This is a genomic window from Pseudomonas khavaziana (assembly GCF_019145205.1).
Lineage (GTDB): Bacteria > Pseudomonadota > Gammaproteobacteria > Pseudomonadales > Pseudomonadaceae > Aquipseudomonas > Aquipseudomonas khavaziana.
Genome location: NZ_JAHSTT010000001.1, coordinates 266,928 through 280,955, shown reverse-complemented (window position 1 = coordinate 280,955; position 14,028 = coordinate 266,928). Strand labels below are relative to the sequence as shown.

Annotated in this window: 15 protein-coding genes; 6 read left to right on the top strand and 9 right to left on the bottom strand. The window is 60.6% G+C overall.

All coding sequences use genetic code 11. The features are described 5' to 3' along the window. Positions 1-4: 4 nt before the first annotated feature. The 3 genes from KVH01_RS01220 to KVH01_RS01210 are packed head-to-tail and all read right to left on the bottom strand — an operon-like array spanning position 5 to position 2,204. A complete protein-coding gene (locus tag KVH01_RS01220) occupies positions 5-331 on the bottom strand; it encodes a DUF3325 domain-containing protein (RefSeq protein WP_217880175.1) in 327 nt (108 codons plus the stop codon). Beyond that, on the bottom strand, positions 331-1,905 hold the full coding sequence (locus KVH01_RS01215) for a PepSY domain-containing protein (protein WP_217880174.1): 1,575 nt from the start codon (positions 1,903-1,905) through the stop codon (positions 331-333). Before KVH01_RS01215 ends, KVH01_RS01220 begins: the two co-directional genes overlap by 1 nt. Then, on the bottom strand, positions 1,902-2,204 hold the full coding sequence (locus KVH01_RS01210) for a DUF3649 domain-containing protein (protein ID WP_217880173.1): 303 nt from the start codon (positions 2,202-2,204) through the stop codon (positions 1,902-1,904). The genes KVH01_RS01215 and KVH01_RS01210 overlap by 4 nt, the downstream gene beginning before the upstream one ends. Positions 2,205-2,374: 170 nt before the next feature. On the opposite strand from KVH01_RS01210, the gene KVH01_RS01205 reads away from it, so the two are divergent. The 3 genes from KVH01_RS01205 (at position 2,375) to fecA (ending at position 6,337) form a co-directional block, all read left to right on the top strand. Continuing rightward, a complete protein-coding gene (locus KVH01_RS01205; RefSeq protein ID WP_043048690.1) occupies positions 2,375-2,863 on the top strand; it encodes a sigma-70 family RNA polymerase sigma factor in 489 nt (162 codons plus the stop codon). After that, positions 2,860-3,801: a FecR domain-containing protein gene (locus KVH01_RS01200; protein WP_217880172.1), complete on the top strand. Its 942-nt coding sequence runs from the start codon at positions 2,860-2,862 to the stop codon at positions 3,799-3,801. The genes KVH01_RS01205 and KVH01_RS01200 overlap by 4 nt, the downstream gene beginning before the upstream one ends. A 199-nt stretch (positions 3,802-4,000) precedes the next feature. Further along, entirely contained in the window at positions 4,001-6,337 is a 2,337-nt protein-coding gene (gene fecA, locus KVH01_RS01195) for a TonB-dependent Fe(3+) dicitrate receptor FecA (RefSeq protein ID WP_217880171.1), read from the top strand. Between the two features lie 135 nt (positions 6,338-6,472). On the opposite strand, the gene KVH01_RS01190 is transcribed toward fecA, so the two are convergent. Beyond that, entirely contained in the window at positions 6,473-7,345 is an 873-nt protein-coding gene (locus tag KVH01_RS01190) for a LysR substrate-binding domain-containing protein (RefSeq protein ID WP_217880170.1), read from the bottom strand. A gap of 105 nt (positions 7,346-7,450) precedes the next feature. On the opposite strand from KVH01_RS01190, the gene KVH01_RS01185 reads away from it, so the two are divergent. Continuing rightward, positions 7,451-8,962 carry an MFS transporter gene (locus KVH01_RS01185; RefSeq protein ID WP_217880169.1) on the top strand — a complete coding sequence of 504 codons (1,512 nt, stop codon included), beginning with the start codon at positions 7,451-7,453 and terminating at the stop codon, positions 8,960-8,962. 53 nt (positions 8,963-9,015) lie between these two features. Here the strand turns inward: KVH01_RS01185 and KVH01_RS01180 are convergent, their stop codons facing one another. Then, the gene (locus tag KVH01_RS01180; protein WP_032877636.1) at positions 9,016-9,426 is read right to left on the bottom strand and encodes an HPF/RaiA family ribosome-associated protein; all 411 of its coding nucleotides are present in this window, start codon (positions 9,424-9,426) and stop codon (positions 9,016-9,018) included. A 213-nt stretch (positions 9,427-9,639) separates the two neighbouring features. Then, positions 9,640-10,587 (bottom strand): LysR substrate-binding domain-containing protein, encoded by a 948-nt coding sequence (locus tag KVH01_RS01175; protein WP_217880168.1) that lies wholly within the window; start codon positions 10,585-10,587, stop codon positions 9,640-9,642. A gap of 137 nt (positions 10,588-10,724) precedes the next feature. Here KVH01_RS01175 and KVH01_RS01170 point away from each other — a divergent pair, with 137 nt between their 5' ends. Together KVH01_RS01170 and KVH01_RS01165 are read left to right on the top strand one after the other, a co-directional pair. Then, entirely contained in the window at positions 10,725-12,101 is a 1,377-nt protein-coding gene (locus KVH01_RS01170; protein ID WP_217880167.1) for an L-serine ammonia-lyase, read from the top strand. A 320-nt stretch (positions 12,102-12,421) separates the two neighbouring features. After that, positions 12,422-12,739, top strand: coding sequence for a DUF3509 domain-containing protein (locus KVH01_RS01165; protein ID WP_056845458.1), 318 nt, complete (start codon positions 12,422-12,424; stop codon positions 12,737-12,739). Here the strand turns inward: KVH01_RS01165 and KVH01_RS01160 are convergent. From KVH01_RS01160 to KVH01_RS01155, 3 genes are all read right to left on the bottom strand, one after another. Further along, the gene (locus KVH01_RS01160) at positions 12,736-13,224 is read right to left on the bottom strand and encodes a phosphate-starvation-inducible protein PsiE (RefSeq protein ID WP_016978246.1); all 489 of its coding nucleotides are present in this window, start codon (positions 13,222-13,224) and stop codon (positions 12,736-12,738) included. The two genes, KVH01_RS01165 and KVH01_RS01160, sit on opposite strands and share 4 nt — an antisense overlap. 120 nt (positions 13,225-13,344) lie before the next feature. Beyond that, complete coding sequence (gene relB, locus KVH01_RS29665) at positions 13,345-13,527, bottom strand: type II toxin-antitoxin system RelB family antitoxin (RefSeq protein ID WP_124411590.1); 183 nt, start codon at positions 13,525-13,527, stop codon at positions 13,345-13,347. Positions 13,528-13,709: 182 nt separating this feature from the next. After that, the gene (locus KVH01_RS01155; protein WP_217880166.1) at positions 13,710-13,943 is read right to left on the bottom strand and encodes a DUF6124 family protein; all 234 of its coding nucleotides are present in this window, start codon (positions 13,941-13,943) and stop codon (positions 13,710-13,712) included. Positions 13,944-14,028 lie beyond the last annotated feature (85 nt).

Sequence of the window (14,028 nt, the reverse complement as noted above, 5' to 3'; positions counted from 1 at the left end):
AGGCTCAGGACAGTGCGAATGCTGCAACAGGGCTGGCCAGCAGGCTGAGACCTGCCAGGCTCAAGGCCAACCTTGGCCGATACGGCAACAGCAGTACCAGCAGCAAGGCGCTCAGCATCAACACTGCGCACCACTCGACCAGGCCCTGGCTCCAACCTGAGGCACGCACCGCCGGCCAGATCGAGACAGTCAATAACAACCAGCCGGCCAGGCGCAGCCCCACGCGCCGCTTCGACGTGGGTTTGCGGTGCAGCAGCTCGCCGTGATGACGGTCGGTGGACAGGCACAGCGCGGTAAACCCGGCGTAGCACATCAGCAGCGCGAGGAGCATCAGCCGGCCTCCTGCTTGAGCGTCAACCCACGCGCACGCTCGGCTTTGGGTTGCGACGCGGTACGGCGTTGCATCTTCCACGCCGCCCAGGCAAGGAACACACCGCTGGCCAGGCAGGTCAGGTCGAAGCCGGCCATGGCCCAGTCGCCGTTCATCAGCGAGACGCCCAAATGCTGCGGGGTGGTCATTGCGTTAAGCAGCGGGATCGCCACAAACAGCAGCGCGCCGATGCTCAGTTGTTCGACCCAGCCTCGGCGACCGCGACGCAGCATCGCGTGCAACAAGCTCAGGCCCCAGGCGACAAAAAAGGCTTGCACCTCCCAGTCGGAGCGCGCGGCGAAACTTACCGGCAACAGGCGGTTAGCCCAGAAAAACGCGGCGATGGCGATCATCAAACCAGCCATGCTGGCGATATTCAGCACCTCGACCAGGCGCAATTCAAACGGCATCGCTGCGCTCTTGGCGTGTTTGAGCTGACGCTTGCCGAGCCAGATCACCAGGCCGGTGCCGATCATCGCCGTGCCCGCCAACCCGCAGATAAAGTACAGCCAGCGCAGCACCGGGCCGGCGAAATGGCCCATGTGCAGGCCATAGAAACTGCCACCGATGACCGACGGCAAGGACGGTTCACCACTGACTCGCAGCAACTCGCCCGTGGTGCCGTTGAATGAAACGGTGCTGCCGAAATCGTGCACCACGCTATCGGAGCTGGCGCGGAACACATTGACCGACGCGTTCACATCCCCAGGGTTGTTGACCGCCACCCGTCCCACATGGCCGCCCGCCCACTGCTCGCGCGCCTGCTGGTACATCGGCAATAACGGCAGCAACTGGCCCGATTGGCCGAGAGCCGGCGCGTTGTCGGTGTTGGGGAACAGCTCCTTGAAGAACGCCCGGCTGTCGTCGCCGTAGGACGCCATGATGGGCGCTGGCATGACCATGCTCATGAAAATCACCAGGCTGCTGTAGGTGATCATCAGATGAAACGGCAGCACCAGCACACCCACCGCGTTATGCCCGTCCAGCCAGGAACGCTGGCCTTTGCGCGGGCGGAAGGTGAAGAAATCCTTGAAGATTTTCTTGTGGGTGATGATGCCGGTAATCAACGCGACAAACATCACCATGGCGGCGATGGTCGACAGCCAGCGGCCCCACGGGTAAGGCATTTGCAGCTGGAAGTGGAAGCGATAGAAGAACTCGCCGCCCTTGCTGTCGCGGGCCTGCACCGGTTGGCCGCTGACCGGGTCGAGGACTTTCTGGATGAAGGTCCCTCGCTTACCGGGCTCGACCTTGTCTTGCCACATCACCGAAAGACCAGGATCGCGCTGGGTCGGCAGGGTAATGAACCAGCGTGCGGCCGTGGGCGCCTGTTGTTGCAGGTAATTCTGGGCCACGGCAAGGCTGCGCCCGTCATCCAGGGGATGGGCCTGCACTTCGGGCTGCATCCAGTGGGTGATTTCGTCTTTGAAATAGGCCAGGGTGCCGGTCAGGAAAATCGCGAACAGCAGCCAGCCGAAGATCAACCCGGCCCAGGTATGCAGCCAGGCCATGGCTTGGCGAAAACCCTCCTTCATATGCGCACCATCCACAAACCTACGCCGGCCAGGGTGGCAAACAGCGCGCTTGGCAGCATCACCCCCGCCCAGGCACGCCACGCAGTGCGGCAGGCAAAGCACCACAGCACCGCCAGCAGGTAGAACACGAACGAGCTCATCATGCCGGTGACCACCGCGTCGGCACGCGATGTGGGCATCCACAACGCCAGGCAGATGGCGGCCAGGGACGCCATCAGGTAGCCGCCGATAACAGCCGCCAGCACACGCGAGGTGACGGCGAGGCGGTAGGAAACGGGCAATGAGGTTTTGCTTTTCATGCGGCAGACGCCAAGCTGATCAGCGCGCAATATTAATGATAAATATTCTCATAAGCAAAAGAGAACGGATGAATCACCTGCCGTGACGGATTGCCGAACCTTGTCGCCGCCCCTACAATGCGAACAATTCTTGTTCTCTAAAGCATGGCGATGCTTACGGAGTGATCGCGTTGCAGCCGTCCAATACTGTCGAAGTTCTGTACAACGACCATCACCACTGGCTCACCGGCTGGTTGCGACGCAAGCTCGGCTGCCCGGAAAACGCCGCCGACCTGGCGCAGGACACCTTCATCCGCGTGCTCAGCGCACGGGACACCCCGACGCTGATTGAACCCCGTGCCTTCCTCACCACCGTGGCCAAGCGCGTATTGTTCAACTTCTATCGCCGCCAGGACCTGGAGCGCGCCTACCTCGATGCCTTGGCGCAAATGCCCGAGCACGTCGCACCGTCGGAAGAAGACCGCGCAATCATCCTGCAAACCCTGCTGGAACTGGACCAACTGCTCGATGGCTTGCCCCGGCTGGCCAAGCGGGCCTTCCTGCTCGCCCAGCTCGATGGCCTGACCTACGCGCAGATCAGTGCCGAACTGGGCATCTCCATCGCCACCGTCAAGCGCCACCTGACCAAGGCGGCCATGCGCTGTTACTTCGCGTTATGAACGTCTCCAGCCAAGTCGCCGAACAAGCCGTGCACTGGCTGCTGGAAATGCAGCAAGGCGCGCTCACTCCACGCCAGCAAGCTGCCTGGCAACAATGGCTGAATGCCCATAGCGAGCACCAGCGTGCCTGGGAACAGATCCAGCAGGTCAACCAACGCCTGCGCGGCATGCCCTCGCCCCTGGCCCACGCGGCGTTGAATGCCCCCACCTTGCGCAGCCGGCGCCAGGCGCTGAAGTTGCTGCTGATCCTGGGCGCCGGTTCGGCAGCAGTTTGGAGCCTGCGCCAGCAACATATCCTGCCGCCGCTGAGCGCCGACTATCGCTGCCCGGTAGGCCAGCGTCGCAGCGTGCAACTGGCCGACGGCAGCCAGTTGAAACTCAACACGGGCAGCGCAGTGGATGTGCATATCGATGGGCAGCAACGGCTGATCCGACTGCTCGAAGGCGAAATTCTGCTGACCTCCCGTGCAGGCGATACACCATTGCGCGTGCTGACCGGCCAGGGCCTGCTCAGCAGCCAGGCGGCGCGCCTGAATGTGCGCCAGTTCAACGACCATACCCAACTCGCAGTGCTGGCCGGCCAGGTAGAGGTCACGCCCAATAACTACAGTGGCCTGCCACTGACCATAGCGGCAGCGCACCAAGTGAATTTCACCCGCAAGGGCTGGGACACCCCGCGCTCGACCGACGCCAACAGCGGCGCCTGGGCCGACGGCATGCTGGTGGCCGCGCATATGCGCCTGGAAGACTTTCTCAGCGAACTGGGCCGTTATCGCCGCGGCCAGCTGCATTGCGACCCGCAAGTGGCAAACCTGCTGCTGTCGGGCAGCTACCCGCTGGATGACAGCGAACGCATCCTCGACCTGCTGGAAGTCAGCCTGCCAGTGAAAGTGCGGCGCTTTACCCGTTATTGGGTGACCGTGCAGGCACGTGCCTGATGCATTTGCAGGAGTGAGCTTGCTCGCGAAAAACGCCAGCACACCGCGTTAAACCAGGCAACCGGCGTTACCGTTGACGATTTTCGCGAGCAAGCTCGCTCCTACAGTAAATATTTTTTTATAAATGTGAGCCGTTTTCCGCACCTGGCGTGACAGAGAAGGAAAGCCACCTTGATCCTTCCTTCTCAGGACCGCCTTCATGCCCCAGCAACCGACGCTACTCGCCCGCACCTTGCGCCAACTCCTATTGGGCGCCAGCCTCAGCCTGACCGTCCTGCCCCCCGTGATGGCTGCCGACACCAAGGCCTACCACATCGCGCCGACCACCCTGGAAGCGGCCCTGAATCAATTTGGTCGCGAAGCCGGTGTGCTGGTGTCCTTCGGTTCTGAAGTGACGGCCGGCATGCAAACCCGTGGCCTGGCGGGCAATTACAGCGCGGCCGACGGCCTGCAGAAACTACTGGAAGGTACCGGCCTGCAGGCCCGGGCCGAAGGTGACAATGCCTACAGCCTGCAACCGACCGGCGTCACCGTCCCCCTTGAATTGCAAACCTCCAACGTGGTCGGCGACTGGCTCGGTGACGCGGCGCAAACCAATGTGTTCGAACACCCCGGCGCCCGTGATGTGATCCGCCGTGAAGAGTTCGAACGCCAAGGCGCAACCCAGGCCCGCGATGTGCTCAACCGTATTCCCGGGGTCAATGCCCCGGAAAACAACGGCACCGGCAGCCACGACATGGCGCTGAACTTCGGCATTCGCGGGCTCAACCCGCGACTGGCGTCGCGCTCAACAGTGCTGATGGATGGCATCCCGGTGCCGTTCGCACCCTATGGTCAGCCCCAGTTGTCCTTTGCGCCGATCAGCATGGGCAACATGGACGCGGTGGACGTGGTCCGTGGCGGCGGTGCGGTGCGCTACGGCCCGCAGAACGTCGGCGGCATCGTCAACTTCGTGACCCGCGCCATCCCGGATGCGCCCACGGTCAAGGGTGGCTTGCAGACCGAAACCAGCCCGTCTTCCAGCCACGACGGTTTCAAGACCACCGGCAACCTGCTGGCCGGCGGCACTGCCGACAATGGCCTGGGCGGCGCGCTGCTGTACTCGGGAACCCGGGGCGGCGACTGGCGCGAAAACAGCAACACGCGCATCGACGACCTGATCCTCAAGGGCAAATACCAACTGGACGACGCCAACAGCTTCAACGCCATGGCGCAGTACTACGAAGGCCAGGCCGACATGCCCGGCGGTTTGAACGTCAAGGACTACAAGGCCGATCCGTACCAGTCCACCCGCCCCTACGACAAGTTCTGGGGCCGCCGTACCATGTTCAACGTCGGCTATCGCTACGAGCAGGACCGCCGCGAATTCACGGTCAATAGCTTCTTTACCAAGACACTGCGCAGCGGTTACCTGGACCAGGGCAGCTTCCTGTCGCTGTCGCCACGCGAATATTGGGTACGTGGCCTCGAGACCCGCTTCGCCCAGGGCTTCGACCTCGGCCCCACAAGCCATGAGGTGGGCGTCGGCTACCGCTACATCAATGAAGCCGGCCACGAACTGCGCTACCGCACACCGATTGCCGCCAACCAGCAAATCCCGACCACCGACAGCCGCAACGACCGCGACACGCGCGGTGGCACCGAAGCCAATGCGTTCTTCATCGACGACCGCATCGATATCGGCAAATGGACCATCACCCCGGGCATTCGCTACGAGATGATCGAGTCCCAGCAGACCAACAACCTGAGCAACGTCAAGTACAAGGGCGACTACAACACCGCACTGCCGGCGCTGAACGTGCTTTACCACCTCACCGACGACTGGAACCTCTACGCCAATACCGAAGGCTCGTTCGGCAGCGTGCAGTACAGCCAGATGCCCAACCGTGTGAACAGTGGCGAGGTGAAACCGGAAAAGGCCCGCACCTGGGAGCTCGGCACGCGCTATGACAACGGCACGCTGCGTGCGGAAATTGGCGCCTTCCTGATCAACTTCGATAACCAGTACGACAGCAACCAGACCAACGACACGGTGATCGCCCGTGGCGAGACGCGCCATCAGGGCATCGAGTCGAGCATCAACTACGCCCTTGACGGCCTGAGCCCGGCGCTGGCGGGTTTCGATGTGTATGCCACTTATGCCTATGTTGACGCGACCATCCGCGAAGACGGCCCGAACAAAGGCAACCGCGTGCCCTTCTCGTCCAAGCACAAAGGCACTCTCGGCGTGGGTTACACCGACGGCCCGTGGAAGCTGAATGTGGACAGCAGCTACCAGAGCAGCCAGTTTGCCGACAATGCCAACACCCAGGCCGAAAGCGCCGACGGTGCCAATGGACGCATCCCCGGCTATATGCTGTTCAGCAGCCGAGCGGCCTATGACTTCGGCCCGCAGCTGTCGGATTTGAATGTGGCGGTGGGGGTGAAGAACATCTTCAACAAACAGTACTACACCCGCTCGTTTGACGATAACAACAAGGGCAAGTACGTGGGTGAGCCGCGTACGGTGTATGTGCAAACCTCTATCGCGTTCTGATCCAAATCTGCAGAACAACACAGAACCTACTGTGGGAGGGGGCTTGCTCCCGATAGCGGTGTGTCAGTCGGTACATTTGCCACTGATACACCGCCATCGGGAGCAAGCCCCCTCCCACATTGGACCTAACCGACTTCAGCTACCCGCCAGGCAACTGGGCGTAGCCACCACCAACGCATCGATGGCACACCGCGTCTTGGCCGGCATATGCACCGCCGTCGGCCAGACTACATGGATCGGCGCCGGCTGCTCGCGATAGCTTGGCAACACTGCCTGCAATTGCCCGCGCAACGCATAGTGGGCGATCAACCAACTCGGTAACCAGGCCAGCCCTACGCCCGCGATGACCGCATCGGCTACCGCTTGGAGATCATCCAGCACCAAGGGCGAGGCCAGGTGTGAGCGATGCGTGGTGTTGCTGCGGTACGCAATGCCGCGATGAACGGCCAGGTCTTCGATACTTTCAATGCTCCCCCTGCGCTGCAGATACGCCGGCGACGCCGCCAGCCCCATGACCTGCTGCCCCAGCCGACGTGCACTCAGGCGGTCGGTATCCGGCAACGTGCCGATCCGCACAGCCAAGTCGAAACCTTCCTGTGCAAGGTCGATTATGCGGTCGGAGAAGCAAATCTCGATTTCCAGTTCAGGGTAACGCTCCATCAAGCCCCACAACGCCGGTGCGGCATAGTGGTGCCCGAACGCCAGCGGCACACTGACCCTCAGCCGCCCTCGTGGTTGTTGCCGACCACTTTCCAGCACCGATTCGGCCGCGTCCAGTTCGGCCAATGCACGCATGCAGTGTTCGTAGTACGCCTGCCCGTCCTCGGTCAACCGCTGGCGGCGTGTGGAGCGCTGCAACAGACAAGTGCCCAGCCGCGCCTCCAGACGCGCCAAACCTTTACCAACGGCCGAGCGGGTAAGGCTCAGACGCTCGGCGGCGTCAGTCAGGTTGCCGCTCTCGACGATTTGCAAAAACAGCTCGACACCATCAAAGCGCGGGGTAGCCATAAGTCAATTGTCACCTTTAATTCCCTTATTGATGGAAAAATTATCACGAATAACGAATTCGGTTCCCGAGAGAATAGAGCCTCCCCTATTCAAAAGGAACCTGTGATGCCGCCCGCCGCTGATGTAACGGCCCTCAACCCGCCGACCACCGCCAGAAATGGCATGGCCCTCACCGCTGTCTGCCTGGTAGCCCTGATGTTCGGCCTGGAAATTTCCAGCGTGCCGGTCATCCTGCCTACATTGGAGAAGGAGTTGGGCACAGGCTTTCAAGACGCCCAGTGGATCATGAATGCCTACACCCTGGCCTGCACCAGCGTGCTGATGGCGGCAGGCACCTTGGCCGACCGCTTTGGTCGTCGGCGCATGCTGGTGCTATGCCTGTGGCTGTTCGGCCTGGCTTCGCTGGCCTGTGGCTTGGCGGAAAGTGCATCGACACTGATCGTGGCGCGGTTTGTTCAGGGCATTGGCGCTGGGGCGATGATGATTTGCCAGTTCGCCATCCTGTCTCATCAGTTCCGCGAACCGGCGGCGCGGGCACGGGCGTTTGCAATATGGGGCGTGATCGCCGGCGTGGGCCTCGGGTTCGGACCGATGGTCGGGGCATTGATCCTGGCCGTGGCGGACTGGCGCTGGGTGTTTCTGGTCCACGTACCGCTGACTCTGTTCACCCTGGTGCTGCTGCATGCCAGCGTGCAGGAATCCCGTGACCCGGCCGGTCACCGCCTGGACATTGCCGGTATGCTGACCTTGACGCTGACGGTGTTCGCGCTGGTCTATTTCATCACCCAGGGCAGCGAGTACGGCTTTGGCACCCCGGCGATGCTCGGTTGGGCCGGCCTGTCCTTGATCGGCATGCTGCTGTTCATTTTGATCGAACGGCGCAGCCCACACCCGATGTTCGATTTCTCGGTATTCCGTATCCAGCGCTTCAACGGTGCGTTGATGGGCTCGATCGGCATGAACTTCAGCTTCTGGCCGTTCATGATCTACCTGCCGCTGTACTTCCAGGCTGGGCTGGGCTACGACACGCTGACCACTGGCGCCGCCCTGCTTGCCTACACCTTGCCTACCCTGCTGGTGCCGCCCGTGGCCGAACGCCTGGCCTTGCGTTTCGGCGCCAAACGCATCATTCCCCTGGGCCTGGGTACGATGGGCGCGGGGTTCCTGGCCATGGCCGCTGTCAATATCGCTGCACAACCAAGCACCGCGCTGGTGTTGCTCAGTTGCGTGATCGCCGGCATTGGCCTGGCGTTGACCAACTCGCCCACCACCAACACCACCACCGGCGCAGTCTCGGCTGACCGTGCGGGCATGGCGTCGGGCATTGACTTCAGCGCACGACTGATCACCCTGGCACTCAACATTGCGTTGATGGGCCTGGTGTTGTTGCTGGGGATCAGCCACCACTTGGCCAATGTGCTGCCTGACAACACGGCATTGGAGTGGGCAACACTCAGCCAGCATATTGCAGCAGGCAAGTTGAACGCGCCGGGGCTGACCGCCGTTGATGCGCAGACGGCACTGCGCACCGGCGCCGGTTGGGCCATGCTCTTTGCGGGTTTGGGGGCTTGCGGATTAGCCGCACTGAGCCGGTATTTCTTCAGGCTCCGTGGCTGAACGAAAACGGGCCTGCATGTGCAGGCCCGTTTTCAGTGGGGTTTAAAAAACGGTCAGCCGTTGATTGCAGCGTTTTCGTTTTCCAGGAATTCCTCTTCAAGCGCGTCTTCATTCACTTTGTTGATTGGCTGGGTTTTCGCGGCAGCGCGGGGCTTGCCTTGCAGTTTGCCAAACAGGTGTTCCAACGCATGGTCCAACTTGGTGGCGGCGCCATCGATCGCTTGTTCCAGCGTATCGGCTTTATGGCACACGGAAACCGGTTGATGGCCCTTTGGCCGTGCTTCCAGGCGGCAACTTAAATCGTGGGGACCGGGCTTGTCGCCGTTCTCATCCCGCAGGTAGACCTCAACACGGGTCAGGTCTTCTTCATAACGTTCGAGCGTGCTCTCAATGGTAGTACGTACCCACTCCTCCAGTCGGATGCTGCTTTCAATATGGTTATCGCTATTGACTTGGATTTGCATAGTTCTTCCCTTATTTCAGCTAGCTCGCCAGAGGTCACAAACTGCAACACCGGGGTGGTGAAACCATGACCTCCTGATTACACAATTGAGCACCTGCTGAAACAATTCAACCCCTTTGCAAAGATAAATCCTACATTACAAATTAACCCTGACGACGGGCAAAAACGCTGGTAGGGTGGGGAGTTAGTTACATCTTCTTACGACCAGCCAATCTCATAATTGCGCCTCTGCCAAAGGGTGCAAAACACGAAAAAACCCTGCCTCCTCCACTAGCCAATCATGCACCGCACGCACGCCCGGATGGTTCAACGCACCCGGCGCATACAGCAGCACGTAGCGTTTATGGTTGGGCACGGCCACGCCGAATGGCACGATCAGGGTGCCGCGCTCCAGTTCATCATTGAGCAAGGTGCGCCGCGCAATTGCCACGCCCATGCCGGCAATGGCAGCTTCGATGGTCAAGTGATTGCGGTTGAAGGTATGCCCGCGCCGCACATCCGCGCCGTGGTAGCCGATGGCATTAAGGTAGAACTCCCACTCGGCATATTCATAACTCCCACGCCAGGCGGTGATGTCGTGTAGCAGCGGGAAGTGCGCGAGGTCAGCCGGGCCGTGCAACGGTGGCCGACCACGCAATAAGCTGGGAGCGCACACCGGGAATATCTGCTCGTCCAGCAAGGCTGTGGATAACAGGCCGGGGTAGCTGCCGTCGTTCAGGTCGATGGCAAGGTCGAAATCACCTTCATGCAAGGCGATGCTGCTGTCTTCGGCGACCAGGCGCAATTGAATGTCCGGAAAACGCTGCTGCAAACGCGGCAAACGCGGGGTCAGCCACTTACCGAGAAACGACGGGATCGAACGCAAGCGCAAGGTGCCACTGATCATTCCCGCGTCCAGGCGCCGCAATTCCGCATCAATGCTGCCGTAGGCCTCCCCCACCACAGCCGCCAGGCGCTGCCCCTCGGCGCTGAGCTCCACCCCGCGCGCACGCCGATGAAACAACCGAAACCCTAGGCGCTCCTCCAACTGGCGAATCTGCTGGCTCACCGCACCTGGTGTGATATGCAGTTCTTCAGCGCAGCGGGTGAACGACAGGTGCCGTGCAGCGCAGGCGAAAACATGCAACCACACATAGGTCTGGCCATTGAGGGGGCGAGTCATAGGGTTTAGTCCTGCTAAAGGGTGTCTTAGAACAATTCGTTGGTCAGTGTCGATCCATAGGCTCAGTATCGCCCTAATTGCGCTCGTCCTACAAAACATGGCAGCGATTTCTACTCCATTGCTTGTAAGGGTTTAGCATGGCTATCAGTGTTTTCGATCTATTCAAAGTGGGCATTGGCCCCTCCAGCTCCCATACCGTCGGCCCGATGCGCGCTGCGGCAACCTTCGCCCAGGCGCTGGTCGACCAGCATTTGCTCAGCCAGACCCGCCGCGTCGAGATACGCCTGTACGGCTCGCTGTCCGCCACGGGCATCGGCCACGCCACCGACCGCGCCTGTGTCATGGGCCTGATGGGGGAATGGCCGGATAAGGTCGACCCCACCTCGATCAATGCACGTATCCAGCAACTGCGCGAGTCCAGCCAATTGCTGCTTGCGGGTGCCCAGGAAATTGCCTTCAACTGGCAAACCGACCTCCTGCTATTGGACGAAAGCCTGCCTTACCACCCCAACGCCATGTCACTACACGCCTATGGCGATAACGGCCTACTCAGCGAGCAAACCTATTACTCGGTGGGCGGTGGCTTCATCATCGAAGCTGCCGAAGCTGCATCAGGCATCGCACCGACCAGCGATGTGCAATTGCCCTACGACTTTTCCAGCGCGGTGGAACTGCTGGCCTTGTGCAACAAGCACGGCTTGCGGGTTTCCGAACTGATGATGGCCAACGAACGTGCATGGCGCAGCGACGAACAAATCCGCAGTGGCCTGCTGCACATCTGGTCGGTGATGCGAGAATGCGTGGAACAGGGTCTGCGCGATGAAGGCATCCTGCCTGGTGGCCTGGATGTGCCACGGCGGGCGGCGAAATTGCATCGCAGCCTGTTGGAAATCGGCAAGCCCAACGTCATCACCTCCACCTTGTCGGCGATGGAATGGGTCAACCTGTTCGCTCTTGCCGTCAACGAAGAAAACGCCGCCGGCGGGCGCATGGTCACGGCGCCGACCAATGGTGCGGCGGGGATCATCCCGGCGGTGCTGCATTACTACATGAAGTTCAATCCTGATGCGTCTGATGATGACGTAGTGAATTTCTTCCTGGCCGCTGCCGCCGTCGGCATCCTCTGCAAGAAAAACGCTTCGATCTCCGGCGCCGAAGTCGGCTGCCAGGGCGAAGTCGGTTCGGCCTGCGCCATGGCCGCCGCCGGCCTGGCCGATATTCTCGGCGCTACCCCGGAGCAACTGGAAAACGCCGCCGAAATCGGCCTGGAGCATAACCTCGGCCTGACCTGCGACCCGGTCGGTGGCCTGGTGCAAGTGCCGTGCATCGAGCGCAACGCCATTGCCGCGGTCAAGGCAATCAATGCCACGCAAATGGCCCTGCGCGGCGACGGCAAGCACTTCATTTCCCTCGACCGGGTGATCCGCACCATGCGCGATACCGGCGCCGACATGCATGACAAATACAAAGAAACGTCGCGGGGCGGCCTGGCGGTCAGCTGGGTGGAGTGCTGATTGGAGCACTGCCAGATTGCGTTGTCTGCGATCATTTTCTCAGCGTTGCCCTGAAACAGTTCACCGACCCCAATAGCCACACAGAACAAATGTGGGAGGGGGCTTGCCCCGATAGCTGTGTGTCAGCCAATAAATACTTGGCTGAAAGACCGCTATCGGGGGCAAGCCCCCTCCCACATTAAAACTTCAGCGCCTGTACGGCACGAGGCTTGCTGTAGAACTTACGAGGAAAACGGACTTTGGCCGATGGTCAGGCGATGCGAACTAATCCCGACACCGGCCGTCAATGACTGCATGTTCTTATCAGGCGGTAACGCACCATGGACAATCCTTTTCAGATCATCACCGATACCTTCAGCCCTCAATATCGCGTCAACCTGAGCATCCAGCGGCTGGACGGCAGCATCATGCTCACCCTTTCGGACGAGACCGGCGTGGTGGCCAAGCGCATGATCAGCGCCGAACAACGCAACGACCCGCAACGGCTGCGCCGCCTGGTACAGAGCATCCAGTTCGGCATCGCCATCGAGCAGGGCCATAGCGCCGTGGAAATCCTCGAACTGATGACGGACGGCGACAACCACAAACTCCTGCAGCAACCGCCCGCCCGTACCCTGCCGTTCAGCGTCGGGCTTTAAAGCTCACCTTTCTCGGTTTCAAGGCTCGCCTCGCCCTTGCGACGCGGGCCTTCGACCTTCACCGAAGGGAAAGCCGACGACGCGTAGCGCACCACCAGGATGGCAAACGCCAGCAGCAGGATGCCACCGCACAGGTAGATGATGCCCACGTCCGGCGGGTTGTGGTGCGACACGTTGGAGATCAGCAGGCGCGTCAGCGCGGTGATCGCCACGTAGATCAGGAAGCGCACGGGCATGTGGTTGGTCTTGAAGTAAATCCCCACCATCGCGCCCAATTCCAGGTAGATGAACAGCAGCAGGATGTCATCGATCTTGATGTGCCCGTTCTCCAGCATCCCCAGAAATTCCATCACCGCTGCCCAGGCGGTCACCGCTCCGATGGCAAACAGCGCCAGGTAGTGGAACGACTCGACAAACAGATTCCCCAGGGACTCGGCCAGCCCATGGACTTGCTGGCGCAGCCTTTCGGCCCAGTTGATTTTCACGATGGTGTTTCCTTAGGTCGGCTCGACCGGATAATGCGGGTTGGACGTGACGGTTGTTCTGTATGCAGAAACAAGGCCATAGGCAGGATAGTGAGATGGTGGCGGGCTGATATTAGGCACTTAATCGGTCGGATGGAGTGAAAGCTTCGACTCGATGAACGCTTTCATCTCCCTCATGACTTCGTCATGAGGGATGCCTGGGCTTGGATCATCCAAAGCCTCTAGCACTCGGGCTCTGAACCATTGTTCGTAGGACAAATGGTCCTCAATGCGTTGAGAAACTTCAGAACACTTATTTTTCATATGAACGCCTCCTATGTGGCGAGGGAGCTTGCTCCCGCTAGGGTGCGAAGCGCCCCCAAGAGCGTGTCACTGTGATTCCTGATAGCACACCCTTGCCTGAATTAGGGCTGCTGCGCAGCCCAGCGCGAGCAAGCTCGCTCGCTCGCCACATCCAACTCACTCGGCAAAGGCGTGGTGGGGACTCAAACGGGTGCTACTTGTTCCAGCGCTCGGTCAACTAACAAGCCACCCAGTTCTACCACTTGGTAAATAGCCAACGCCAAGCTTCGCTGAGGACCTTCAAGATCAAAGGCCAGCGTACTAGCCATTTCCTGGGCGCTGCTGAGGGTTTCGCTGGCATTGACCAGTAAGGTTTCTACATCTGCTTCAGGCGTGACACTGAATAGCGATGGGGGATTGGGGGTAATTTTTTTCATGAGACAGCACCTTTCGTAGGGAAACCAAGCACCGCCTGCCGCCAAGCAGGTTGGGTGACGGATTGCACAAGGTTGGCGGACCGGT